A 24,776-nucleotide genomic window follows, 5' to 3' on the forward strand; every position below is an offset into this window, starting at 1 on the left:
GGTCGTCTACCTCGCCGACCGGCTCGGCAAGCCGCTGCTCATCGAGGGCCCGGCGGGCGTCGGCAAGACGGAGCTGGCCAAGGCTGTCGCCGCCGCCACCGAGGCCGAACTCATCCGTCTGCAGTGCTACGAGGGCGTCGACGAGGCCCGTGCGCTCTACGAATGGAACCACGCCAAGCAGATCCTGCGGATCCAGGCCGGGCAGGGCGAGGGCTGGGATTCCACGCGCGACGACGTGTTCTCCGAGGAGTTCCTCCTGTCGCGACCGCTGCTCACCGCGATCCGGCGCAGTGAGCCCACGGTGCTGCTCGTCGACGAGGTGGACAAGGCGGACATCGAGATCGAGGGCCTGCTGCTGGAGGTGCTCAGTGACTTCGCGGTGACCATCCCCGAGCTGGGGACGATCGAGGCGACCCGCAGGCCCTTCGCCGTGCTGACCTCCAACGCCGCCCGCGAGCTGTCCGAGGCGCTCAAGCGTCGCTGCCTGTACCTGCACCTGGACTTCCCGACGCCGGAGCTCGAGCGGAAGATCCTCGCGTCCCGGGTTCCCGAGCTGGACGACCGGCTGGCCGAGCAGCTCGTGCGCGTCGTGGGGGTGTTGCGCGCCATGGCGCTGAAGAAGGTGCCGAGCGTGTCGGAGACGATCGACTGGGGCCGCACGCTCGTGGCGCTGGGCCTGGACACGATCGACGACGAGACCGTCCTGCAGACCCTCGGCGTGGTCCTCAAGCACCAGTCCGACCAGCTGCGTGCGGCCGCCGAGCTGCGGCTGAACTAGCGTGCGGACGCTCGAGATGATCGGGGGGCGGGGGCGATGACCCAGAAGAGTCCGGGCGGTCTGTCCGGCCACCTCGTCGACTTCGTCGACGCACTGCGCCGCAAGGGCATCCCTGTCGGGCCCAGCGAGGCGGTCGACGCGGCCTCGGCGATGGTGCACGTCGACCTGCTCGACCGCGCCGCCCTGCGCGAGGCGCTGGCCTCGACGATCCTGCACAAGCCCACGCACCGCGGGGTGTTCGACCAGCTCTTCGATCTGTGGTTCCCGACCGCGGTCGGGGGTCACGCCGCGGGCGACGCGGTGACGCTCGAGGTGGAGATCCCGACCGACGATGACGGCAAGGTGGATCCCGACGCCCTCAACGAGCTCATCGCCTCGCTGCTTCTCGAGGACACCGACGAGTCGCGCGCCAAGGCCCGGGCGCTCGCCGAACTCCTCGTGGAACAGCTGGGCTCGTACGACTCGGTGAACGGCCCGCGCTACTCCGCCTACCAGGCATTGAGCCCGCTGGACACGAACTCGATCATGCAGAGGATCCTCGACGGGCTGCTCGGCGCGGATCCCTTCGACCCCGACGGTTCCAAGCGGCACGCGGAGAAGAGCGCGGCCGCCAACGCCGCGGCGGACCTGGTGCGTGGCTTCCTGCGCGAGGTCGCCGACGAGACGCGTCGCCGCACCGCTGAGACCGTGGGGCGGGATCGGGTGGCCCAGTACGCGGTCGGCCCGGCGGCCGAGCAGGTCGACTTCCTGCGCGCCAACGACCAGGATCTGCAGGCGCTCCGTCGGAGGGTCGGGCCACTGGCGCGCCAGCTCGGGAGTCGCCTGGCCGCGCGGCGGCGCCGCCACCGGCACGGTGCTATCGACATGCGCAAGACCATGCGTCGGTCGATGTCCACGGGAGGGGTCCCGGTCGAGCTGGTTCTGCGCAAGCCACGCCCGGCCCGCCCCGAGCTGGTGGTGCTGTGCGACGTGTCCGGGTCGGTCGCTGGTTTCAGCCACTTCACCCTCCAGCTGGTGCACTCGCTCCGCGAGCAGTTCTCCCGGGTGCGTGTCTTCGCCTTCGTCGACACCACCGACGAGGTGACCTCGTTCTTCGAATCGGGTTCCGACCTCGGCACGGCGATGAGCAGGATGGTGCGCGAGGCCGAGATCATCACCTATGACGGGCACTCCGACTACGGGCACGCTCTCGAGGGATTCGCCGACCGGTACGCCCATACGCTGACGAGGACGGGTTCGCTGCTCATCCTGGGCGATGGCCGCAACAACTACCGCGATCCCGCGGTCGAGGCGCTGGAGTTCGTCAGCGAGCGGGTCGGACACACCCACTGGCTGAACCCGGAACCACGGCGGCAGTGGGGGACCGGCGACTCGGCCGCCAAGTTGTACTCCCAGTACGTGCCGATGCACGAGTGCCGCAACGTCGAGCAGCTCACGGCGGTCGTCTCCAGCCTGCTGCCCGTGTGAGCGTCCGGGGCGGCGGGGAGCGGCAGACGAGTACGCGGCACCCCGGCCCGATAGACTCGGTGACCATGACCACGACGGGAACCGCCGACGGCTCGCGGCGCCGCATCGGAGTGATGGGCGGAACCTTCGACCCGATCCATCACGGTCACCTCGTGGCGGCCAGCGAGGCGGCTCATCGGTTCGATCTCGACGACGTCGTGTTCGTCCCCACGGGTGAGCCGTGGCAGAAGCGCACTCGGGAGGTGTCCCCGGCCGAGGACCGCTATCTCATGACCGTCATCGCGACGGCCTCTAATCCGCGCTTCTCTGTCAGCCGCGTGGACATCGACCGCCGGGGGCCGACCTACACGGTCGACACCCTCAAGGATCTGCTCCGTCAGCACCCGGAGACCGAGCTGTTCTTCATCACCGGCGCTGACGCGTTGGAGAAGATTCTGACCTGGCGCGGCTGGGAGGAGATGTTCGAACTCGCCACGTTCGTCGGCGTCTCCCGTCCCGGTTTCGAGTTGTCCGACACCCATCTCACCGAGATCGAGAACGGGCGGGTCTACCTGCTCGAGATCCCCGCCCTGGCGATCTCGTCCACCGAGTGCCGCCGCCGTGCGGCCGACGGCGCCCCCGTCTGGTACCTCGTACCCGACGGCGTCGTGCAGTACATCGCCAAGCGCAACCTCTACCGGCCGGAGGGCTCCACCCGCCTGGACGGCACCCCAGTAGCGACGGCCCCGGTGCACCGGGTCCCCGTCCCCATCGATTCGCACCCCGAGGAGAACCCCCTGTGACCGCAAGCCCCGAGGCCGTGGAGATGGCCGCCGTCGCCGCCCGCGCCGCAGATGACAAGCTGGCGACCGACATCGTCGTCATCGACGTCTCCGACCAACTCGTCATCACCGACTGCTTCGTCCTGGCGTCCGCGGACAACGAGCGTCAGGTGAACTCCGTCGTCGAGGAGATCGAGGACAAGCTCCGCGAGGCCGGACACAAGCCACTGCGCCGTGAGGGCACCCGCGAGGGTCGGTGGGCCCTGCTCGACTACAACGAGCTCGTCGTGCACGTCCAGCATGTCGACGAGCGCGACTACTACTCGCTCGACCGGTTGTGGAAGGACTGCCCCGTCGTGGAGATCGAGGGCGTCGAGACGTCGCGGCGCTCGGATACCGCCGCCGGCGGGGCCGATGACTCGCTCGCCCCGGAGGAGCCACAGCGGGATCAGGAGCTCTGAACTCCTCGGTGACCCGACGTCTCATCCTGCTGCGTCACGGCCAGACGCATTACAACGCCTCGCTGCGGATGCAGGGGCAGTTGGACACCGAACTCAGTGAGCTCGGGGTCCGGCAGGCGCACGCCGTCGGCCGGGCGTTGGCGCCCCGACGGCCGTGGACGATCTTGTCCTCGGATCTTCAGCGTGCGCACGAGACGGCGAAGGCGCTGGCGTCCGAGGTGGGACTGGACGTCGTCACCGACCCGCGGCTGCGCGAGACGAACCTGGGGACCTGGCAGGGGATGAGCCACTCCGAGGTCGACGAGCAGTGGCCGGGCGCGCGACTGCGCTGGCGCAGCAGTCCGCGCTGGTCACCGCCGAACGGGGAGAGCCGCATCGAGGTGGCGCGTCGTACCCGCGAGGTCGTCGACGAGCTCGTCGAGTCGTCGCCGGAGTGGGGGGAGCACCCGGCCGTGATCGTCGCGCACGGAGGCGCCATCGCGGCGCTGACCGGGGCACTGCTCGAACTGCCCGTGGAGCACTACCCGATGTTCAACGGGCTCGGCAACACCTGCTGGGTGCAGTTGTCCGCCCACCCGCGCACCGCGAATCCGGACGAGTCGCACGCCGAACCGGAGGTCGCGCCCACCACTGACGCGGCTCGGGCCCTGCTGTGGCGCCTGGACCAGTGGAACGCGGGGATCACACCGCCGGTGGACGCCCCGTGACGGTCCGACTGGTCACCGACTCCTGCGCGGACCTGCCAGCCGCGTGGGTCCGCGACTTCGGCATCACGGTCGTGCCGCTGCACGTCGTGCAGGAGGACGACAAGGCCGTCTCCACCGCAGCGGTGACCCCAGACGAACTCGCGGCCAACTATGCCGACCTCCTCGCCGACCCGGACTGCACGGGCGTCGTCTCGGTGCACCTGTCCAAGGAACTGTCGCGGACCTGGCAGTCGGCCAGCGACGCCGCCACCCGCTTCGGCGGCCGTGTCCTCGTCTCCGACTCCCGGGGGGCGGGGATGGCCTTCGGCGCCGCGGTCGCCCAGTGCGCGTGGGCCGCGAACAACGGGCTCGGGCTGTCGGCGACCTACGACCTCGCCGCGCGTCTGTGCCGGGGCGCCTCGACCTACGCCGCCCTCGAGTCGCTCGAATACCTACGGCGGGGCGGCCGGATCAGCGCCCTGGCCGCGATCTTCGGCAGCGCGCTGGCGATGCGTCCGGTGATCGTCCTGCGGTCGGGATCGGTTGACCTCGCCGCGAAGGCGCGCACCACCACGAAGGCCCATGAACGCCTCCGCGCGCTGCTTCGCGACGACCTCGCCCGCGGTGACGTCCTGGTCGTCATCCACCACCATGAGGCGGCGGAACGGGCCGGGGAGATGGCCTCGGAGATCCGCAAGCAGACCCCGTTCCCGGAACGCGTCATCATCGTCGAATTCGACGAGGTCCTCGCGTGGCATCTGGGCCCGGGAACAGTGGGGGTGTCGGTGACAGACCTCGTGGACACCGAATTCCCCATCCCGTCCCCCTCTCCACAGGACGCGGACTGAGGACCGCGTTCCGGAGCGGATGGGGGCGGGTGCCGGTCTAGCGTCGCGCCCATGCGAACCGAGATCCGGGCCCGTCCCGCCGATCCCGAGCGGGACCCGGCGCGGGCGGCCGCGTTACAGCGACTGGCCGGTGCGCTCGCGCCAGAGCCGGTCGGTCGGAATTGTGAGCCGGCGGTCGCGGAGTCGGCCCGGGTTCCGTGGGCGGAACCCGATCCGGACGGAGCCCGGCCGGAGCGCTTCCCCGCCGAGGACCCGGACATCGCCGCATGGGCCGACCCGCCGTGGTGGGCCCGCATCAGATGGGCACCCGATCGTCTCGCGGGAGTCGCGCTGGTGGTCGTGGTCCTCGCCCTCGGGGCGTTCTCCGTGCACCGGCTGCTCGCCGCCGTCCCCGCGGGTCCGCCCGTTCCCGAGCTGCCGCTGGCGGCGTCGGACGCGAAGTCGGTGGGCGGCGGCCCGGCCCCCACGCCGTCCGCGCCGACCACGTCCGCGACGGCGGCCGCGACGGCGGCCGCGGGGGCGGCCGCGGGGACCGACCCGGACGCGACGGAGGGCCCACTCGTCGTCTCCGTGGTCGGCCTGGTCGGGCGCAGTGGGCTGGTCACCCTCACGCCCGGCGCCAGGGTCGCCGACGCACTCGACAGTGCCGGCGGTGTCCTCGAGGGCGGGGACCGGGACGGGCTCAACCTGGCGCGCAGGGTCGCGGACGGCGAGCAGATCCTCGTCGGACTGGCCCCCGGGCCCGACGGGCCGAGGGGGCCGCGGAGCGACATCGTCGGACCCGGCCCCGCCCAACCCCCCGCCGTCCCGGGCGCCCCGGCGGCCGGAGCTCCCGCGCCGACACCCGCCGGAGCGGGTGCCGGGCCGGTCGATCTCAACACCGCTGACGCCGCCGCCCTGGAGTCCCTGCCCGGGGTCGGGCCGGTCACCGCCGCGGCGATCCTCGCGTGGCGGTCGGCCAACGGCGTGTTCACCAGCGTCGATCAGTTGGTCGAGGTCGACGGGATAGGCCCGGCGACGCTGGCGAAGTTGCGCCCCCTGGTGACGGTGTGACCGATCCGCAGCCTCGGACGCCGGCTCACGCGGCATCTCGGACGCCGGCGGCCCGCGACCTGCGGCTGGTGGTGCCCACCCTCGCGGTGTTCGTCGCCACCGCTGCGACGGTCGCCCTCCGCCCCGCCGTCGCGGCCGCCCTCGCGGTGGTGCTGCTGGCTGCCGGCGCGGTGGCCGCGGCGTGGTCGACGGGCGCGGGCGGCCGAGCGAGGACCGACCGCGTCGCACTCGGGGTGGTGGCGTTGGCATGCGCGGTCGGTGCGGTCGCGGCGGGGGCCCAGGCGGCGCGGACGTACGCGCTGGCCGCGCACCCGCTGGTCGAGCTGGTGGGTGCCCGCACCGGTGTGGAGGCGGTGGTGACCGGGTTCGACAGGCCGGTCCGCAGCGGCGGGGTCATGGTGCCCGTGCGGGTCGAGGCCATCGGGACGGGCACCGCGGCGCGCCGCGGCGAGCTCGACGTGGTGCTCCTCGCGCGGGAGGGCTGGCGGGGCCTGCCGCCGGGGACCCGGGTCACCACTTCGGTGACGGTGCTGGAGCCCCGATCGGTCGGCGAGCCGCCGGGCCTCCGGGCTCTCGCGCCACCCCGGATCACCGGTCCTCCGGGCTGGAGCGGGCGGGTCCCGGCGGCGGTACGGCACCGTTTCCGCGAGGTGTCCGACCGGGCCCTGCCCGCCGGGTCCGCGGGCCTGCTGCCCTCGTTCGTACTCGGCGACGAGGGCGGCGTGTCGGCCGAGACACGGGACGAGTTCCGCGCGTCCGGGCTCGCGCATCTCGCCGCCGTCTCGGGCGCCAACACGACCTACGTCGTCGGAGCGGTGTTGCTCGCGGCCGCCGCGGCGGGGGTCGGACGTCGTGGTCGCCTCCTGGCCGCGGCCCTCGCATTGGCCGGGTTCGTCGCGGTGGTCGGCCCGGAGCCGGCCGTGCTGCGCGCGGCGGGGACGGGCGCGATCGGCCTGGCAGCGCTGGGCGCGCGCCGCACCGGGAGGCCGCTGGCGGCTCTGGCGGCGATCGTCCTCCTCGTGGCGCTCCTCGACCCCGCGACGGCGACGGGGGCGGGTTTCGTCCTGTCGGTGTCCGCGACGGCCGCGCTGGTGGTGGCCGCGAGACCGGTGGCCCAGCGGCTCCGTCGACCGTGGATCCCCGGCCCCGTCGCCGACGTCCTGGCCGTCTGCTTGGTCGCGCACGTGGCCACGCTCCCGATCCTCGTGGCCTCGGGGCTCGGGTCAGGCCCGTGGGCGCTGCCCGCGAACATCGCGGTCGCCCCCGCGGTGCCGGTCGTGACCGTGCTGGGCACCGCGGCCGCTGCGCTCGGCCCACTGTGGCCGGGCGCGGCCGTGGTGCTGGCCGCGGTGTGCGCGCCCGCACTGTGGTGGCTCGACACCGTCGCCGGAGTCGCGGCCGGTCTGCCCGGCTCGCCGACGGTCACGCCCGGGTGAGCAGTTCCTGTTCGCGGATGATGTCCAGGGACAGTGTCCGGTACCCCTGCTCCTCGAAGAACACGGTGAGACGGTCGTCGTAGACGCTCATGACGATCCCCGACCCCCACTCCCGGTGGACCACTGCGGACTGTAGGGGGAAGTCGACCGCATCGTGAGTGATGTCCACGGCCGTGCCGGCGTCGCAGGTATCGCAGTTCCCACAGGGATCGGCGAGCTCGTCACCGAAGTAGCCGAGCAGGAACTGGCGTCGACACCCGTCGGTCTCCGCGTAACCGCGCATCATCTCGATCCGGGAGTGATCGATCCGCTCGAGCGTCGCGGACATCTCCTCCGCGCGGCGCACCGCCTCCTTGGGACGCACGTCCTCGACGAGCTCGACCCCCTTCTTGCCAGAGGAGAGCAGGCCTGCCGCCTCGAGCAGGTTGACCGCGCCCGTGACGCGCTTCGCGCCCGCGTCGACGGCTTTCTTCAGCCGGCTCAGCCGCACCTGCCCGTCCGCCCGGCGCAGATGACGGACCACGGCACGGATCACGTCCTCGTCCGCGCTGTGGGACGAGAAGAAGCTGCGCAGTCCGAGGTCCTCGCTGCGGTAGTGCAGTTCGATGGTGGCCGGCTCGCCGTCGCGTCCGGCGCGCCCGGCCTCCTGGTAGTAGGTGTCGAGCGAGTCGGGGATGTCGGCGTGGATGACGAACCGCACGTCCTCCTTGTCGATGCCCATCCCGAACGCGCTCGTCGCCACCACCACGTCGAGGTCGCCGTCGAGGAACGCGCCGAGCGTCTCCTCGCGCTCCGCCGCCTTCTGCCCGGCGTGGTAGGCGCGAACCCTCAACGGGCGGTCCTCGGCGGCCGAGCGCTCGGCGATGCGAGCCGCGTACTCCTCGGTGGACTTGCGGGTCGCCGTGTAGACGAGCCCGGGCCCGGCCAGCTCGACGGCCCGCTCCACGACCGCGTCCTTCTTGTCGTCGTCCTCCACGTGGCGCCGCACGGCGAGGTGCAACTCCGACCGGTCGAAGCCGCCGGCGAGCACGAGCGCGTCGGACATGGCCAAGCGGTCGAGGATCTCCTCCCGCACCGGTGTCGAGGCGGTCGCGGTGAGCGCGATGACGGTCGGTGACCCCATCCGGTGACGTGCGGTGTCGAGGCGGAGGTAGTCGGGACGGAAGTCGTGCCCCCAGGCGGACACGCAGTGCGCCTCGTCCACGACGAGGAAGCTCGGGCCCGCCTGGCGGAGGCGGTCGAGGACTTCGGCCTTGGCCAACTGCTCGGGGGTGAGGAAGACGAAGTCGACGCGCCCGGCGACGACGTCGTCCCACGCCTCGGCCTGTGCCCGCGCGCCCATCGAGGAGTTGATCGCCAGCGATCGGGTGGGGGCGTCGCCGGCGAGCTCGTTGAGCCCCTCGCACTGGTCGGTCTGCAACGCGATGAGTGGGGAGACGACGATGCACAGCCCCTCCGACATGATCCCGGCGAGCTGGTAGATCGCCGACTTACCGTAACCGGTGGGCAGGACGGCCAGCACGTCGCGACCGCTCACCGCCGCCCGGATCGCCTCGGCCTGCGGCGGCCTCAGTTCGTCCCATCCGAAGACGCGGTTCGCCACCTCGAGGGGATCGGTGGCCTCGGCTTGCGTCGTCGTCACGTGTGCGTCCTCTCCGTCGCGGTCGGGCGGCCCGCGGTGGGACGGTCCCGGACCCCCGAGGGTAAGCGCATGCCGGAAATCGGCCACCGCGCGCGTCTTCCGTGGACCGGTCGCGCACATTCCGCGGGTACCCCTACAGTCAACTCATGGAGATGCGCATAACGCTCCGGGTCGACGGCGCGCAGCAGGACATCACCGTGGATACGCGGACCACACTGCTGGACGCGCTGCGTGAGCGGCTCGGCAACTATTCGCCCAAGAAGGGGTGCGACCACGGCCAATGTGGCTCGTGCACCGTGCTGGTCGACGACCGGCGGGTCACCTCGTGCCTGTCCCTGGCGGTTGCACAGGACGGACGGGACGTCGTGACGGCGGCCGGGTTGTCCGGGGACGGGCTCCATCCGGTCCAGCAGGCGTTCATCGACACCGACGCGTTCCAGTGCGGGTACTGCACACCCGGGCAGGTGTGCAGCGTCGTGGGGATGCTCGACGAGGCCGCGCAGGGCGCGCCGAGCCATGTCATGGAGGACCTCGGCGCCGAGGTCGAGCTGACCGACGAGGAGGTCCGGGAACGGATGAGCGGCAACCTGTGTCGGTGCGCGGCGTACCCGAACATCGTCGCCGCGATCCGGCAGGTCCGGGACTCCGCGTCGGCCGACCGGGACGGGGTCCGGCGATGAGACCGTTCCGCTACGAGCGCCCGGAGGACACCGACGCGGCCGTCGCTCTGCTGAGCGAGCATGACGGTGCGAGACCGCTGGCCGGTGGCACCAACCTGGTCGACCTGATGAAGCTCGGGGTGGCGACCCCCGACGTCATCGTGGACGTGTCCCGGCTGCCGCTGGACACCGTCGACCCGCTGGACGGGGGCGGGGTGCGGATCGGCACCAACGTGCGCAACGCCGACCTGGCCGGGCACCCGGTCATCCGCAGGGACTACCCGGTGCTGAGCCGGGCGCTGCTCTCGGCGGCCTCGCCGCAGCTGCGTAACCTGGCCACGACCGGCGGCAATCTCCTCCAACGCACCCGCTGTGTCTACTTCCAGGATGTCACCACACCGTGCAACAAGCGTGAGCCCGGCAGTGGGTGCTCCGCGATCGGTGGGTACACCCGATACCATGCCGTGTTCGGTCACTCGGACGATTGCATCGCCACCCACCCCTCCGACATGGCCGTCGCGCTGGCCGTGCTCGACGCGACGGTGGTGGCCCTCGGGCCCGGCGGGGAGCGCCGGATACCGGCGGCCGACTTCCACCGCCTGCCGGGGGACCGGCCGCATCTCGACACGGTCCTCGAGCGAGACGAACTGGTGGTCGCGGTGGAGCTACCGCCGCCGTTGACCGGCGCCGTCTCGACCTACCGGAAGGTCCGCGACCGGGCGTCGTTCGCGTTCGCGCTCGTCTCCGTCGCCGCGCACCTGGAGATCGACGACGACGAGGTGATCACCGGCGTCCGGATCGCGTGCGGCGGGGTGGCGCACAAGCCGTGGCGGGCGGCCAGGGCCGAGGAGCTGCTCGTCGGGCGCGCCGTCTCGACCTCCGCGTTCGCCGAGGCGGCGGACGCCGAACTCGCGGACGCGACGCCCGTAGAGGGCGCCGAACTCAAGGTCCCGCTGCTACGGCGGACCATCATCGCCGTCCTGCGCGACCTTGCCGCGGAGGCCGCGGGCAGGCGCGCGGGCGTCACCGGAGAGGAGGGTCCGCGATGAGCGCCATCGGCACCTCGACCCCGCGGCTCGACGGGCCCGCGAAGGTCACCGGGACCGCGCAGTACGCCTTCGAGCACACCGGGCCCGGCGAGCCCGTGTTCCTCCACCCGGTCACCTCCACCATCGCGCGCGGCTCCGTCACCTCGATGGACACCTCCGAGGCCGAGTCGCAGCCCGGGGTGCTCGCCGTCCTCACGCCGTGGAACGCGCCGCGGCTGGCCGACACCTCCGAGCGCGAGTACGTGATCTGCCAGGACACCGACGTGCTCTACCGCGGCCAGCCGATCGGTCTCGTCCTGGCCGAGACGGCGGAGGCGGCCCGGTGGGCGCAGTCGCTGGTGCGGGTGGAGTACGACCAGCAGCCCCACGACGTCGGCTTCCGCACCGACCACCCGGACGTCTACGAGCCCGAGGTGGTCAACGGCGGCTACGAGCCCGCGTCCTCGACCGGCGAGATGGGGCCGTCGCTCGCCCGCGCGCAGACGCATGGCCACGTGGTGGATCAGAGCTACTCCACGCCGGAGGAGCACAACAACCCGATGGAGCCGCACGCCGTCTCGGCGCACTGGGACCCCGACGGCCCGTTGCTGACCATGTACGACTCCACACAGTCCCCGCACGGCGTGGCCTCCACGCTCGCGCCCGTCCTCGGGCTGGAGACCGAGCAGATCCGGGTGATCGCCCCACACGTCGGCGGCGGGTTCGGTTCCAAGGGCGCGCCGCACGCCCACGACGTGCTGGTGGCGTTGGGGGCCATGCACCTGCCGGGTCGGCTCATCAAGTACGCGGTGACCCGGCAGCAGATGTTCGTCTTCGTGGGCTACCGCCCGCGGACGGTCTCGCGGATCCGGCTGGCCTCCGACGCGGACGGGCGCCTCACCGCGATCGGTCACGAGGCGTGGTCGCAGAGTTCGCGGGTCAAGGAGTTCGTCGAGCAGGCCGCCGTGCCGTCGCGTTCGATGTACGCCGCGCCCAACCGGCGGACCTTCCATCACGCCGTCCCTCTGGACGTGCCGGCCCCGTACTGGATGCGGGCGCCGGGCGAGGCTCCGGGGGCGTTCGCCGCCGAGGTCGCGATGGACGAGCTGGCCGAGGCATGCGGGCTGGACCCGATCGAGTTGCGGGTGAGCAACGACCCGGAGACGGACCCCGAGTCCGGGAGGCCGTGGTCCTCGCGGCGTCTGGTGGACTGCCTGCGCGAGGGCGCTGATCGCTTCGGGTGGTCCGAGCGGCCCGCGACTCCGGCGTCCCGCCGGGACGGTCGCTGGATGGTCGGCTACGGCGTCGCCAGCGCCGCGTACCCGCACATGGTGCAGTCCGGGTCGCAGGCCACGATCCGTGCCGAGGGCGGTGGCCGCTACCGCGTGCAGGTCGGCGCCGTGGACATCGGCACCGGCACGTGGACCGCGCTCACCCTGGTCGCCGCGGACGCCCTCGGGGTTCCCGCCGAGGCCATCTCCCTGGAGATCGGCGACACCGCCCTGCCGTACGCCACGGTCGCCGGTGGCTCGTCCGGCATCTCGTCGTGGGGCTCGGCCATCTTCGCCGCGGCCGGGCGGTTCCGGACGAGGTACGGCGACGACCCGCCGGCGGGCGCGGAGACCACCGCTGCCGCCGGCGACAACCCCGAGCTCGAGCGCTATCGCGCGATCTCGTTCGGCGCCCACTTCGCGGAGGTCCGCGTGGACGCCGACACCGGCGAGATCCGGGTGCCACGGATGCTCGGCGTGTTCTCGATCGGCCGGGTCGTCAACCCCCGCACCGTGCGGTCGCAGTTCATCGGCGGCATGACCTTCGGGTTGTCCATGGCGCTGCACGAGCAGAGCGTCCGCGACACCCGGTTCGGCCACGTCGTCACCCAGAACCTCGCGGACTACCACGTACCCACCCATGCCGACGCCACCGACATCGACGCGGTCTGGCTGGACGAGGTCGACGAGTTCGCGACCCCGATGGGCACGCGCGGGGCGGGGGAGATCGGCAACGTCGGCAGCGCGGCCGCCGTGGTCAACGCGATCCATAACGCCACCGGTGCACGCATCCGCGACCTCCCCGTCCACGCCGACGCGCTCCTGGAGCACCTGCCTGTCGATCAGTAGGCGCCGCGGCGGCCGCCGGCCCGGGGGATGACCGGGCGCGGCGGCCGCGGTGGTCGCCGGTCAGGGACGCAGGTCCTCCGGCCGGTCGACGTCGCGCGGGGACCCCGTGTCGTCGCAGGGGACCTCCGCGACCAGGTGGGAGTGCGCCCGCAGGTAGTGGCGGGCCCCGGCGTCGCCGGACGCGGAGTCGATGACGCCCGCGTGGTGGTCGGCGCCCAGGAGGACCGGATGGGCGCGGATCCCGCCGTAGGTCGCGACCGCCAGCGAGGATCCGGCGGCGGCGACGCGCCGGACCGCCTCCGCACCGAGCCAGGGCATGTCCACGGGCACCACCACGACGTCGTCCTCGCCGATCGCCGTGAGACCGGCGCGGAGCGACGATCCCATCCCTGTCTCCCACAGCGGATTCGGCACCACCTCGGCGCCCGGTACGGCGAGCTCGACCGCGCCGCTGACCACGACGACGCGATCGCAACCGCCTTCGCGGAGCAGGGCCACGGCGCGATCGACGAGCCGCGTGCCGTCGAACTCGACCGGGGCCTTGGGGCGGCCGAACCGTCGGCCGGCCCCGGCCGCGAGGACGAGCCCGGTCACCGGTGGATCGCCACGTCGAGCCCGGACAGCGGGGCGCCGGAGCCGCCGCGCCGGTGCGCGACGAGTTCGGCGGCGATCGACAGGGCCGTCTCCTCGGCGGTGCGCGCACCGAGGTCCAGGCCGATGGGGGAGCGCAGTCGCGCCAGCTCGCTCTCGGTGAGGCCCTCGGCCCGCAGCAACTCCAGGCGCTCGGCGTGGACGCGTCGGCTGCCCATCGCCCCGACGAATCCCGCGCGGCCGCGCAGAGCGGCGCTCAGGAGCGGGATGTCGAACTTGTCGTCGTGCGTGAGCACGCAGATGGCCGTGGTCTCGTCGACGGGCACCGAGGCCAGGTGGTCGTGCGGCCACCGGGTGACGACCTCGTGGGCGTCGGGGAACCGTTCCGGCCGGCTCAACGCGGGTCGGGCGTCGCAGACCACCACCCGGTAGCCGAGCATCGCGCCGACGCGGCTCAGTGCCTCGCCGAACGCGCTGGCGCCGAAGACCAGCAGGGTGGGGGAGGCGAAGGAGTGCAGCAGGACGCGGGTCACCGGGTCGCCTTCCCGGTCGGGGCCGTCGTGGTGGCCGTCCTCGTCGGGGCTGGCGCGGCCGTCGAGGTCGATCGTGATCGCGCCGGCCCGGCCGAGGTGTCCGGCCGCGAGGCGGGCGATGCGCCGGTCGAGGTCGTCGTCGCCGAGGGAGCCCTCGGCGCCGTCGGCTCCGACGAGCAGGTGCGTGCCGGCGCGGTCGCCCGTCAGCGCGGTCGCCAGGACGACGGGTTCTCGGCCACGCAGCATCTCGTCGAGACGGCCCAGCAGCGTATGGCCCGCGGCGTCGACGGGCTGGACGAAGACCTCTGACGTCCCGCCGCACGTCGGCCCCTCGGAGAGCGGGGAGCCGTCGGACCCGTCGAACCGCGCCAGGGCGGGGCGACCGTCGTCGAGGACCTGCCGGCACAGCTCGAACACGGTCCCGTCCACACAGCCGCCCGAGACCCCGCCGACGACGTCACCGGTGGCGGAGACCGCCATCGCGGCACCCGCCGGCAGGGGCGCCGACCCCCCGGTGTGAACGACCCGGGCGAGGGCACACGGCCTTCCGTCGCGGCGCCACCGCCGCACGGCGTCGAGCACGAAATCCACACCCCCCAGTATCGCGGGTACCGCGCGCCGCCGCATCCGCTGCTCGGGTCGCGACCGGGCCACCGCGCGGGCACCGAGGCGCCCGTCGACCGGGACGCGGACCGGATGCAGGGCCCGCGCGCGGTGGACCAGGAACCGCGGTAACGGATCCCGACGTCGCCGTCGCCGCCCGCCGTGCCCTCCACGAGCCGATCGCGGAGGGGACCGAGGTGCACGGCGACACCCGCGAGCGGATGGTGATGGAGGACGGCGAGCGCCGCCCGTGAGGCCGCGCCCCCGTGAGGCCGCGCCGCGGAGCGCCTCGCGGCCGCGCTACGGCGTGGGCATGCCGCCGGTCACCGTGAGGGTCTCGCCGACCACGTAGCTCGACTCCGGCGACGCGAGGAACACGTAGGCGGGCGCGAGCTCGGTGGGCTGTCCGGCCCGTCCGAGCGGAGTGGACTTCCCGAACTCCGGCAGGTCCCCCTTCTCCTGCCCGTCCGACACCTGTAGAGGCGTCCAGATCGGGCCGGGCGCGACGGCGTTGACGCGGATGCCCTTGGGTGCGAGCTGCTGCGCGAGGCCCTTGGTGAAGTTGTTGATCGCCGCCTTGGTCGAGGAGTAGTCCAGCAGGTTCGGCGCGGGCATGTACGCCACCACGGAGGTGGTGTTGATGATCGTCGACCCGGGCTCGAGGTGCCGCAGCGCGCCCTTGGTCACGCGGACCATCCCGATGATGTTCACCCCGTAGGTGTCGGTGAGCTGATCGTCGGGCAGGTCCTCGAGGTCCGGGGCCACGACCTGCTTACCGGCGTTGTTCACGAGGATGTCTAGCCCGCCGAGCTCCTGCGCCGCGGCATCGGCGAGGCCCTCGCAGAACTGGCGGTCGGTGAGGTCGCCGGGCAGGAGCGCTACCGTGCGGCCCTCGCGCTCGACGATCTCCGCGACGGCGCGGGCGTCGGCCTCCTCGGCGGGCAGGTGGTGGATGGCCACGTCGGCGCCCTCGCGGGCGAAGGCGATGGCCACCGCGGCGCCGATCCCGGAGTCACCGCCGGTGATGAGCGCCCTGCGGCCGGTGAGCCGACCGGTACCCCGGTAGGAGTGCTCGCCGACGTCGGCGCGCGGCTCGAGGTCGGCGCCCAGGCCCGGCTCGGGCTGGTGCTGGACCGGCGGCTCGATGGCGGGGTACCGCGTGACGGGGTTCTGGAACGTCAGCTGGTCGGTCCGGGTGGTGTGGGTGTCCTGGTTCTGGCTCATGTCCTACCTTCCGGGTCGGGTGTGATTCCGCGCGCCCGGGGCGACGCCTCGGCGTCGCCCGTCGGGGTGGCCTCGGTGCCCCAACGTAGCCACGGGCCGGGGAGCGGGCGACCGGTCGGAGGCGCGTGGCACGATGACGGGGCACGACGACGACGAGGACGACGACGAGGAGCGCAGATGGCATCGGGGTCCGCACCCGCTGTGTTGCACCTGGTGTTGGGGGAGGACGAGTTCCTCACCGAGCGCGCCACCACGGGCGTCGTCTCGGCGGTCCGCGCGGCCACGCCGGCCGGGCAGGACCCGCCGGTGGTCTCCCGGCTGGGTGGTCCCGAGGTGACGGCCCCGCAGCTGTTCGAGCTGCTCTCGCCGTCTCTGTTCGGCGAGGCGCGGATCGTGGTCGTCACCGGCGCCGCGGAACTGGGCAAGGACGCCCAGGCTGCGGTGCTGGATGCCGCGCGGGACCTGCCGCCGGAGACGGTCCTGGTGGTCCAGCACACCGGCGGCGGGCGCGCCAAGGCACTGGTGGCGGATCTCCGCAGGGCCGGCGCGGAGGAGCACGCGGCCGGCAAGCTCACCCGCCACATGGACGTGGTGGGGTTCGTGCGGTCCGAGTTCCGGGGCCTGGACGTGCGTGTGGCACCCGAGGCGTGCGAAGCACTGGTCGAGGCTGTGGGGACCGACCTCCGTCAGCTGGCGTCGGCGTGCGGACAGCTCGTGGCCGACACCGGCGGCAAAGTGGACGTGGAAGCCGTCCGGCGCTACCACTCCGGGGTGGTGGGCGTCAGCGGGTTCACGGTGGCCGAGCGCGCCGTGACCGGGGACGTGGCCGGCGCGATCGAGGCGCTCGAGTGGGCGCTGCACACCGGGGTGCCGGAGGTGGTGCTCGCCGACGCGCTGGCGGATGCGGTGAACTCGATCGCCCTGGTGGGTACGCAGCGTGGCGTGCCGCCGGCGGAGCTGGCGAAGCAGGGCCTGCCGCCGTGGAAGGTCAAGAAGGTCACCGCCCAGACGCGCTACTGGTCCATCGAGACGCTGGGTAGTGCGCTGCAGGTGGTCGCGCGTCTCAACGGCGAGGTCAAGGGACGGGCGGAGAACCCGTACTACGCCCTCGAGCGCGCGGTGCGCGAGGTCGGGTCGCTGGCCTCCCTGTAGACGGGCCGATCGGGCCCGGCACCGTCCCGTCCGACCGGGCCGTTCGCCCCGGCCGGACACCCGGCGCCCCCGCTCGCCGAAGCCGGGGGCACGACGAGGGCCCACCCCGCGCACGTGGTGCGGAGTGGGCCCTCGGAGCCTCGACGCGTCGGTGACGCTGACGCGGGGCTGGGCGGCTCCCGGCGGGGGAGCGCCGGGGTGACTCAGAGGCTGTTGACGGCCTTGGTCAGCGCCGACTTCTTATTGGCGGCCTGGTTCTGGTGGATGACACCCTTGCTGGCGGCCTTGTCGAGCTGGCGGGAGGTGGCGACGAGCAGGGCGCCGGCCTTCTCCTTGTCACCGGACTCGGTGGCCTCACGCAGGCTGCGGATGGCGGTACGCAGAGCCGACTTGGTCGACTTGTTACGGAGGCGGTTGCGCTCGTTGGTGCGGTTCCGCTTGATCTGGGACTTGATGTTGGCCACTCGTCACACCTTTATGTCGTGTGTCGACGGCTCCACGAGGGGATCCCGCCGATCTGATGTCTGGTCGTCTCGTCCGTGCGGGCACGTGGAACGTGCTCCGGTGGACACCGACGGCCCACTTTACCAGTGGGGTTCTCACCGGCCAAAACGTCGGCCGACCCCGTCGACGCACGACAACGTTACTGCGACGCCGCCCAGTCGGCCACCCGGCAGGCGCCCGGCAGGCGCCCGGCGGTTGCCCACGGAGACCGCGAGGCCCGCGCCCGCGGCGGGTCATCACGGACGGACTCATCCATGACGGAGGGACTCATCGCCGCACGCCACCCATCCGATCCCGCTACGCCTAAGGGATCCCGTAGGCGTAGCGGGATCCGATAGGTGGCGTGGCTGGGGAGGGCGGCTGGGAGGGGCGACTGCGGAGGCGGCGCGGGACAACCGGCGTCCGCGCCAGCTGCGGAGGCGGCGCGGGACTACCGGCGTCCGCGCCAGCCGTAGTCAGCGCCAGCCGTAGTCCGCGCGGAGCCGGTCGGCGACGGCGTCGAACTTCTGCCGCGGGCAGATCGCGCCCTCGCGCCGGATGCCCTGCTCGGGGACGTCCAGCACCCGGTCCAGGCGAACCCAGCTCGGCCGGCCCTCGGAGTCCCAGGGGCCCGATCCGAGACCGAGCCACTCCTCGTCGTCGTCCCTTCTGTCCCTCGAGGAGAGCTGGAGTCCCAGCAGACGGTCGCCGTCGCGCCCCACCACCAGGACCGGCCGGTCCTTGCCGCGTCCGTCGTTCTCCTCGAACTCCACCCACGTCCACACGATCTCGCCGGGATCGGCGTGACCGTCCAGGTCCGGCGTGTAGGAGATCGTGCGCGCGCGGCTCGAGGTGGGCGCGGTGCGGGTGGTGGCCGGCCGGCCCGGGGTGCCGGCCTGACGCGAGAGGGCGGGGGAGACACCCCGGTCGTCCAGACGCCTGCGCACCTCGCGCGCGACCGTCGGTCCGTATCTGCGGCCCATCCGGACCGCCGTGCGACCCACGCGGGCCCAGTCGATTGCCATGCCAGCCAGGGTAACCGCCATAGGATCGGTCCATGGACATGCTGTTGGCCGTGGTGTGGGCGCAGGACGGGCCGGTCGAGCCGGCGGGGGCGCAGGAGTTGCGCGGGCGGGTCGCGGACGCGGTGACGGGACCGCTCGCCACGCTGGGGGTCGACGAGGTCGTGGTGAACGTGCGCGACGAACAGGTCGCCGGCGCGATGATCGACGTGCGCGTCACCGACCGGCCGGTGCTCGCGGTGGTCCGCGCCCGGGTGCCCGTCGCCTCGGCCGCCGCGTGCGCCGAACTCCTCACGGCGCTGGGGACCCTCGGGCCGGTGTCGGCGTGGTCGGTCACCGCGTCCGAACCCCTGCCGGCCCCGGCGCCCGGACCGGACGGGCGCTGCGAGGGGATGGCCAACATCGCGTTCCTGCGCCGGCCCGAGCGGATCGGGCGTGGGGAGTGGCTGCGTGTGTGGCTCGAGGAGCACACGCGCGTGGCGATCGGCACCCAGTCCACCAGCTCCTACACCCAGCACGTGGTGGTCCGCGCGCTCACGCCGGACGCCCCGCGGATCGACGGGATCGTGGAGGAGATCTTCCCCGCCGCGGCGGCGACGGACCTGGGGGTGTTCTTCGATGCGCGCGGGGACCACGAACGCATGACGGCCAACATACGGGCGATGACCGCGTCGACCGCGCGGTTCCTCGACGACGGCACTGTGGACGCCGTCCCCACGGGCCGATACGTGGTGGGTGTTCGGACTGCGGGCGTGTGACAATGGGGTGATCGCCCGGACGGACCGCAATCCAGCAGCACCCGGGCCCGCCTCCAGGAGTGATCGAGATTCCCAACTTCGCAGAGACGACGTTCACCGATCCGGCCAGGATCAGGAACTTCTGCATCATCGCGCACATCGACCACGGCAAGTCGACGCTGGCCGACCGCATGCTGCAGCTCACCGGCGTGGTCGAGGAGCGGCTCATGCGCGCCCAGTACCTCGACCGCATGGACATCGAGCGCGAGCGCGGCATCACCATCAAGGCGCAGAACGTCCGCCTGCCCTGGGTGCCGCGCTCCGGCGCGCACGAGGGCGAGGAGATCGTCCTGCACATGATCGACACCCCCGGCCACGTGGACTTCACCTACGAGGTCTCCCGCGCGCTCGAGGCCTGTGAGGGCGCGATCCTGTTGGTGGACGCGGCGCAGGGCATCGAGGCACAGACCCTGGCCAACCTCTACCTGGCCATGGAGAACGACCTCGAGATCATCCCCGTGCTCAACAAGATCGACCTGCCGGCCGCGGACCCCGACCGCTTCGCCGAGGAGATCTCCCACATCATCGGCTGCGAGCCGGGCGACGTCCTGCGCGTCTCCGGCAAGACCGGCATGGGTGTCGAGGAGCTGCTGGACAAGCTGTGCGAGACCATCCCCGCCCCGGTCGGTGACCCGGAGGCCCCGCCGCGGGCGATGATCTTCGACTCGGTGTACGACACCTACCGCGGTGTGGTCACGTACGTCCGCGTGGTCGACGGCTCCCTCAAGCCGCGCGAGAAGGTCAAGATGATGTCCACGGGCACCACCTACGAGGCGCTCGAGGTGGGGATCATCTCGCCCGAGCCCAAGGCCACGGACGGGCTCGGACCCGGCGAGGTGGGCTACCTCATCACCGGCGTGAAGGACGTCCGCCAGTCCAAGGTTGGTGACACGGTCACCGCCGCCCGGAACGGCGCGGACGAGCCGCTGCCCGGTTACGCCGAGCCCAACCCCATGGTCTTCTCGGGCCTGTACCCGATCGACGGGTCGGACTACCCGGTGCTGCGCGACGCCCTGGACAAGCTGCGCCTCAACGACGCGTCCCTGGACTACGAGCCCGAGACGTCGGTGGCGCTGGGCTTCGGCTTCCGCTGCGGCTTCCTGGGCCTGCTGCACATGGAGATCACGCGCGACCGCCTGGAGCGCGAGTTCAACCTCGACCTCATCTCCACCGCCCCGAACGTCGTGTACCGCGTCGTGGCCGAGGACGGCTCCGAGCATCAGGTCACCAACCCCTCGTACTGGCCCGAGGGCAAGAATCGCGAGGTCTACGAGCCGATCGTCAAGTGCACGATCATCGTGCCCGGCGAGTTCGTCGGCACGACCATGGAGCTGTGCCAGTCCAAGCGCGGCGAGATGAAGGGCATGGACTACCTGTCGGAGACGCGGGTGGAGTTGCGCTACGTGCTGCCGATGGGCGAGATCATCTTCGACTTCTTCGACTCCCTCAAGTCCCGCACCAAGGGTTACGCGTCGATGGACTACGAGGAGGCCGGCGAGCAGATCGCGGACCTGGTCAAGGTCGACATCCTCCTGCAGGGCGAGGCCGTGGACGCGTTCAGCGCGATCGTGCACCGCGACCACGCGCAGGCGTACGGCAACAAGATGACGGTCAAGCTCAAGGAGCTCATCCCGCGTCAGCAGTACGAGGTGCCGGTGCAGGCGGCGATCGGGTCCAAGATCATCGCGCGCGAGAACATCCGCGCCATCCGCAAGGACGTGCTGTCCAAGTGCTATGGCGGCGACATCAGCCGTAAGCGCAAGCTGCTGGAGAAGCAGAAGGAGGGCAAGAAGCGGATGAAGTCCATCGGCCGGGTGGACGTGCCGCAGGAGGCCTTCGTCGCGGCGCTGTCGGCGGATTCGAGCGCGGACAAGAAGTAGCGCCGGCCGTCGGACAGCGTCAGGCCCGGGCGCGGTGGCGGCGGACCGCGCACCGGTTCGTGCAGCGCGTCGAGCAGTACGCCTTGCGCCCGTTGCGGGTGGTGTCGGCGAACACGGCGTCGCAGTCGTCGGCCGCGCACCGCGCGAGACGGTCGATGCCGCGTGAGGTGAGGTGCAGGGCGGTGCCCACCGAGAACATTGCGGTGAGCAGCCGGGCGAAGCACACGTCGTCGGCGCGGTAGTGGACGTGCCAGTGTCCGTCGTGGTCGGTCAGGCGGGGCGGCCCCGAGTGGTCGGCGAGCAGGGCGTTGAGCGCGGTGGCGCGCTCACGGGGGTCGGTGGTGTCGACGACGACGAGCCAGTCGTCGAGGAACGTCAGCAGGTCCCCGAGGTCCGCGTCGGAGGCGCTCCGATCGATGGTCACACCCGCTTCGCGGCAGCGGTCCACCAGCTCGCGGGTGGTGCGGGGGCGGCGGTTGGCCAGGTCGGCGGCCAGGGTGACCGGATCGGCTCCGTAAGGGTTGATATACACAAACCGATTACAGCACAGTTACCGGCATGTCCTTCTCCCTGGCGAGCGCAGCCTCGTCGTCCGCCGTCGGTGTCTCGGTGTGGGTCCTCGCGGCCCTGGTGCTGGCGGCGTTCATCGCGGGCTGGGTGGACTCCGTGGTCGGCGGGGGCGGACTCGTCCAGTTGCCGGCGCTGGTCATCGGGCTCCCCGCCGACACCTCCACCCCGGAGATCCTCGGCACCAACAAGCTCTCGTCGGTGGCCGGGACGCTCATGGCCACGGCGACCTATCTGCGCCGGATCCGGGTCCCGGTGGCCATGGTCGCGCCGCTGGTCGTGGCCGCCTTCGCGGGCTCCGCGGTGGGCTCGTCCGTCGCCCGCTTCATCCCCAAGGAGCTGCTCACCCCGCTCGTCCTGGTGGCGGTGGTCGCGGTGGGAACCTACACGTGGCTCAAGCCGAGCCTGGGGCGTGTCCACGAGGAGCGGCACTCGGGCTGGTCCCGCGCGTGGCGCTCGGCGCTCATCGGCGTGGTGGTGGGCTTCTACGACGGGATCCTCGGCCCGGGGACGGGTTCCTTCTTCGTCATCGCGATCGTCGCGTTCCTGGGCTTCGGGTTCCTCCAGGGCACCGTGGCCGCCAAGATCGCCAACCTCACCACCAACCTCGCCTCGATCCTCGTGTTCGGTGTACACGGTGAGGTCCTGTGGATCCTCGGCGGCTGCATGGCCCTGGCCAACCTCACCGGGGGCTTCCTCGGGGCCCGCATGGCCATGAACCGCGGCAACGAGTTCATCCGCACCGTGTTCCTCGCGGTCATCGCGATCCTGGCCGTGAGGCTGGCGTGGGACACCGCCGCGCAGTGGCTCTGACGGGTCGGCGGCCGTGAGCGGACGGGGGCAGGGGTCGGGGAGCGGACGTAGACTGCCCGTCATGACCACTCCGAGCCCCGAGGCCTCGCGTCACCCGCTGCTCGACGAGTCCCCGCTGCCGTACGGACTGCCCGACTTCGCGGCGGTGCGGGACGAGGACCTCGAGCCGGCCATCCGCACCGCGATCGACGATCACGCGGCGGAGATCGCCGCGATCGTGGGCAACCCGGAGCCGCCGACGGCCGACAACACCGTGGTCGCGCTCGAGCGCTCGGGCCTTGCTCTGGACCGGGTCCTGTCGGTCTTCTACGGACTGCTCGGCCCGGACGCCACGCCCGCCCGCCTGGCCGTGGAACGGGTCGTCTCGCCGCTGCTGGCCGCGCACCGCTCGGCCGTGATGACGGACCCCGGCCTGTTCGCGCGCGTCGACGCGGTCCACTCCGCGCTGGAGGCCGGCGAGCTGGGCCTCGACGACGAGACCGCGCGGCTCGTCCGCCGGCACCACCGGGACCTGCTCCGTGCGGGTGCGGCGCTCGACGACGCGGGCCGGGCCCGCCTCACCGCGATCGACACCCGTCTCGCGGAGCTCACCACGGAGTTCGGCGAGAACCTGCTGGCCTCCACCACGGAACTGGCCGTCCCCGTCACCGACGAGGCCGAACTCGCCGGGCTGCCGGAGTCGATGCGTGCCACGCTCGCCGCGACCGCCGCCGACGCGGGCCGGGACGGCTGGCTGATCCCGCTGGGGCTGCCGACGGTCCAGCCGATCACCGCCTGGCTCGACGACGCGGGGCTGCGCCGCCGCGTGTCGGAGGCCTCGCTGGGCCGGGGCGCGACCGCGGGGCACGACAACACCCCGATCGTGCTGGAGATCGTGCGCCTGCGCGCCGAGCGCGCCCGCCTGCTCGGGCTGGGGTCCCACGCCGAGCACGTCCTCGCCGTGGAGACGGCCGGGACCCCGGAGGCGGCCCGCGGTCTGCTGCTCGACGTGGTCGACGCCGCGGTGACCAACGCCCGCAACGAGGCCAAGGACCTGCTCGGTGGCGAGGAGCGCGAACTGCACCCGGCGGACTGGGCGTGGGAGTCCGAGCGGCTGCGGGCCGAGCGGTTCCGGGTGGACGACGCGACCGTCCGGCCGTACTTCGAGCTCGAGCGCGTGCTGCGCGACGGGGTGATGCACGCGGCGTCGGAGTTGTACGGGCTGCGCTTCGCCGAGCGCACCGATCTCGCCGGGTACCTGCCCGATGTCCGCGTGATCGAGGTGTTCGACGACGAGCGGGCGGAGCCGGATGCCGGCGTCGGCCTGCTGTTGTTGGACTACTACGCCCGTCCCACCAAGCGCGGCGGGGCATGGATGAGTTCGTTCCGGGACCAGTCCCGGCTCCTGGACTCCCGCCCGGTGGTCGTCAACGTCATGAACCTCGCCCGTCCCGCGGCGGGGCAGCCCACGCTGCTCACGATGGACGAGGTCACGACGATGTTCCACGAGTTCGGTCACGCCCTGCACGGACTGTTGTCGGACGTGGAGTACCCGGTGTTCTCGGGCACCTCGGTCCCGCGCGACTTCGTCGAGTTCCCGTCCCAGGTCAACGAGATGTGGGCGCGCCGGCCGGAGATGCTCGCCCGCTACGCGCGGCACGTCGAGACGGGGGAGCCGATCGGTGAAGAACTGGTGGAGCGGATGCGGGAGGCCGAGCGCTTCGGCGAAGGCCAGGCCACCGTGGAGTACCTCGCCGCCGCCCTGATCGACCTTGAGTGGCACTCGCTCACCCCGGAGGAGGCGGAGGCCGTCACCGACGTCGACGAGTTCGAGGCCCGTGTGCTGGCCGGTGCCGGCCTCGACGTACCGGGCATCGAGCCGCGCTACCGGTCGCGGTACTTCCAGCACATCTTCGCCGGCGGGTACTCGGCTGCCTACTACTCGTACTTCTGGGCCGAGGTGCTAGACGCCGACGCCGCCGAGTGGTTCGTGGAGCGCGGGGGGCTGAGGCGGGACTCGGGGGACCGGATGCGACGCGAGGTCCTCTCGCGGGGCGGCGCGATCGATTTCCTCGACGCCTACCGGCGGATGCGCGGGTCTGAGCCGAACACGGCGGCCCTGCTGCGCCGACGCGGACTCGACTCCTCGGTGGTGGGAGGCCGCCGCGCCGCCGCCACCGGGCGGTCGTAGGA

At 72.3% G+C, this 24,776-nt stretch carries 23 protein-coding genes; 16 read left to right on the plus strand and 7 right to left on the minus strand.

Features of this window, described 5'->3' with window-relative positions:
* From DPA01S_RS01630 to DPA01S_RS01665, 8 genes are all read left to right on the plus strand, one after another.
* Positions 1-778 (plus strand): AAA family ATPase (locus DPA01S_RS01630; protein ID WP_061913677.1); only part of this gene is annotated, 778 nt, incomplete at its 5' end.
* Positions 779-814: 36 nt separating this feature from the next.
* Positions 815-2,245 (plus strand): vWA domain-containing protein, encoded by a 1,431-nt coding sequence (locus DPA01S_RS01635; RefSeq protein WP_061913679.1) that lies wholly within the window; start codon positions 815-817, stop codon positions 2,243-2,245.
* Between the two features lie 65 nt (positions 2,246-2,310).
* A complete protein-coding gene (gene nadD, locus DPA01S_RS01640) occupies positions 2,311-3,027 on the plus strand; it encodes a nicotinate-nucleotide adenylyltransferase (RefSeq protein ID WP_061913681.1) in 717 nt (238 codons plus the stop codon).
* The gene (rsfS, locus tag DPA01S_RS01645; RefSeq protein ID WP_061228493.1) at positions 3,024-3,467 is read left to right on the plus strand and encodes a ribosome silencing factor; all 444 of its coding nucleotides are present in this window, start codon (positions 3,024-3,026) and stop codon (positions 3,465-3,467) included. Before nadD ends, rsfS begins: the two co-directional genes overlap by 4 nt.
* 8 nt (positions 3,468-3,475) lie before the next feature.
* The gene (locus DPA01S_RS01650; protein ID WP_061228494.1) at positions 3,476-4,174 is read left to right on the plus strand and encodes a histidine phosphatase family protein; all 699 of its coding nucleotides are present in this window, start codon (positions 3,476-3,478) and stop codon (positions 4,172-4,174) included.
* Complete coding sequence (locus tag DPA01S_RS01655; RefSeq protein ID WP_061228495.1) at positions 4,171-5,001, plus strand: DegV family protein; 831 nt, start codon at positions 4,171-4,173, stop codon at positions 4,999-5,001. The genes DPA01S_RS01650 and DPA01S_RS01655 overlap by 4 nt, the downstream gene beginning before the upstream one ends.
* Positions 5,002-5,052: 51 nt before the next feature.
* Positions 5,053-6,054 (plus strand): ComEA family DNA-binding protein, encoded by a 1,002-nt coding sequence (locus DPA01S_RS01660; RefSeq protein WP_061913683.1) that lies wholly within the window; start codon positions 5,053-5,055, stop codon positions 6,052-6,054.
* Positions 6,051-7,490 (plus strand): ComEC/Rec2 family competence protein, encoded by a 1,440-nt coding sequence (locus tag DPA01S_RS01665; RefSeq protein WP_083961801.1) that lies wholly within the window; start codon positions 6,051-6,053, stop codon positions 7,488-7,490. Before DPA01S_RS01660 ends, DPA01S_RS01665 begins: the two co-directional genes overlap by 4 nt.
* Here DPA01S_RS01665 and DPA01S_RS01670 read toward each other — a convergent pair.
* Positions 7,477-9,132 carry a RecQ family ATP-dependent DNA helicase gene (locus DPA01S_RS01670; RefSeq protein WP_061913685.1) on the minus strand — a complete coding sequence of 552 codons (1,656 nt, stop codon included), beginning with the start codon at positions 9,130-9,132 and terminating at the stop codon, positions 7,477-7,479. The two genes, DPA01S_RS01665 and DPA01S_RS01670, sit on opposite strands and share 14 nt — an antisense overlap.
* 146 nt (positions 9,133-9,278) lie before the next feature.
* Here DPA01S_RS01670 and DPA01S_RS01675 point away from each other — a divergent pair, with 146 nt between their 5' ends.
* The 3 genes from DPA01S_RS01675 to DPA01S_RS01685 are packed head-to-tail and all read left to right on the plus strand — an operon-like array spanning position 9,279 to position 12,939.
* The gene (locus DPA01S_RS01675) at positions 9,279-9,812 is read left to right on the plus strand and encodes a 2Fe-2S iron-sulfur cluster-binding protein (RefSeq protein WP_061913687.1); all 534 of its coding nucleotides are present in this window, start codon (positions 9,279-9,281) and stop codon (positions 9,810-9,812) included.
* Entirely contained in the window at positions 9,809-10,840 is a 1,032-nt protein-coding gene (locus DPA01S_RS01680; protein WP_061913689.1) for an FAD binding domain-containing protein, read from the plus strand. The genes DPA01S_RS01675 and DPA01S_RS01680 overlap by 4 nt, the downstream gene beginning before the upstream one ends.
* On the plus strand, positions 10,837-12,939 hold the full coding sequence (locus tag DPA01S_RS01685) for a xanthine dehydrogenase family protein molybdopterin-binding subunit (RefSeq protein ID WP_061913691.1): 2,103 nt from the start codon (positions 10,837-10,839) through the stop codon (positions 12,937-12,939). The genes DPA01S_RS01680 and DPA01S_RS01685 overlap by 4 nt, the downstream gene beginning before the upstream one ends.
* A gap of 60 nt (positions 12,940-12,999) precedes the next feature.
* Here the strand turns inward: DPA01S_RS01685 and DPA01S_RS01690 are convergent, their stop codons facing one another.
* The 3 genes from DPA01S_RS01690 to DPA01S_RS01700 all read right to left on the minus strand — a co-directional run bounded on the left by DPA01S_RS01690 (position 13,000) and on the right by DPA01S_RS01700 (position 15,890).
* A complete protein-coding gene (locus DPA01S_RS01690) occupies positions 13,000-13,533 on the minus strand; it encodes a nucleotidyltransferase family protein (RefSeq protein ID WP_007629887.1) in 534 nt (177 codons plus the stop codon).
* Positions 13,530-14,690 (minus strand): XdhC family protein, encoded by a 1,161-nt coding sequence (locus tag DPA01S_RS01695; protein ID WP_063935648.1) that lies wholly within the window; start codon positions 14,688-14,690, stop codon positions 13,530-13,532. The genes DPA01S_RS01690 and DPA01S_RS01695 overlap by 4 nt, the downstream gene beginning before the upstream one ends.
* A 276-nt stretch (positions 14,691-14,966) precedes the next feature.
* Positions 14,967-15,890 (minus strand): SDR family oxidoreductase, encoded by a 924-nt coding sequence (locus tag DPA01S_RS01700; RefSeq protein ID WP_061913693.1) that lies wholly within the window; start codon positions 15,888-15,890, stop codon positions 14,967-14,969.
* A gap of 177 nt (positions 15,891-16,067) precedes the next feature.
* Here DPA01S_RS01700 and holA point away from each other — a divergent pair, with 177 nt between their 5' ends.
* Entirely contained in the window at positions 16,068-17,042 is a 975-nt protein-coding gene (gene holA, locus DPA01S_RS01705; protein WP_061913695.1) for a DNA polymerase III subunit delta, read from the plus strand.
* A 203-nt stretch (positions 17,043-17,245) separates the two neighbouring features.
* Here the strand turns inward: holA and rpsT are convergent, their stop codons facing one another.
* Both rpsT and DPA01S_RS01715 read right to left on the minus strand, forming a co-directional pair.
* The gene (gene rpsT / locus DPA01S_RS01710) at positions 17,246-17,506 is read right to left on the minus strand and encodes a 30S ribosomal protein S20 (protein WP_061913698.1); all 261 of its coding nucleotides are present in this window, start codon (positions 17,504-17,506) and stop codon (positions 17,246-17,248) included.
* Between the two features lie 495 nt (positions 17,507-18,001).
* Positions 18,002-18,550: a type II toxin-antitoxin system PemK/MazF family toxin gene (locus tag DPA01S_RS01715; protein ID WP_167349550.1), complete on the minus strand. Its 549-nt coding sequence runs from the start codon at positions 18,548-18,550 to the stop codon at positions 18,002-18,004.
* 32 nt (positions 18,551-18,582) lie between these two features.
* Here DPA01S_RS01715 and DPA01S_RS01720 point away from each other — a divergent pair, with 32 nt between their 5' ends.
* Positions 18,583-19,305 carry an EthD domain-containing protein gene (locus tag DPA01S_RS01720; RefSeq protein ID WP_061228503.1) on the plus strand — a complete coding sequence of 241 codons (723 nt, stop codon included), beginning with the start codon at positions 18,583-18,585 and terminating at the stop codon, positions 19,303-19,305.
* A 59-nt stretch (positions 19,306-19,364) separates the two neighbouring features.
* Complete coding sequence (gene lepA / locus DPA01S_RS01725; RefSeq protein WP_061913700.1) at positions 19,365-21,224, plus strand: translation elongation factor 4; 1,860 nt, start codon at positions 19,365-19,367, stop codon at positions 21,222-21,224.
* 19 nt (positions 21,225-21,243) lie between these two features.
* Here the strand turns inward: lepA and DPA01S_RS01730 are convergent, their stop codons facing one another.
* Entirely contained in the window at positions 21,244-21,756 is a 513-nt protein-coding gene (locus DPA01S_RS01730) for a CGNR zinc finger domain-containing protein (RefSeq protein ID WP_061913702.1), read from the minus strand.
* A gap of 26 nt (positions 21,757-21,782) precedes the next feature.
* Between DPA01S_RS01730 and DPA01S_RS01735 the strand changes: the two genes are divergently transcribed.
* Together DPA01S_RS01735 and DPA01S_RS01740 are read left to right on the plus strand one after the other, a co-directional pair.
* Positions 21,783-22,604, plus strand: coding sequence for a TSUP family transporter (locus tag DPA01S_RS01735; RefSeq protein ID WP_061913704.1), 822 nt, complete (start codon positions 21,783-21,785; stop codon positions 22,602-22,604).
* Between the two features lie 61 nt (positions 22,605-22,665).
* Entirely contained in the window at positions 22,666-24,774 is a 2,109-nt protein-coding gene (locus DPA01S_RS01740; RefSeq protein ID WP_061913706.1) for a M3 family metallopeptidase, read from the plus strand.
* The last annotated feature ends 2 nt before the right edge of the window (positions 24,775-24,776 follow it).

Origin of the sequence: Dietzia papillomatosis NBRC 105045 (assembly GCF_001570845.1) — a bacterium.
GTDB lineage: Bacteria > Actinomycetota > Actinomycetes > Mycobacteriales > Mycobacteriaceae > Dietzia > Dietzia cinnamea.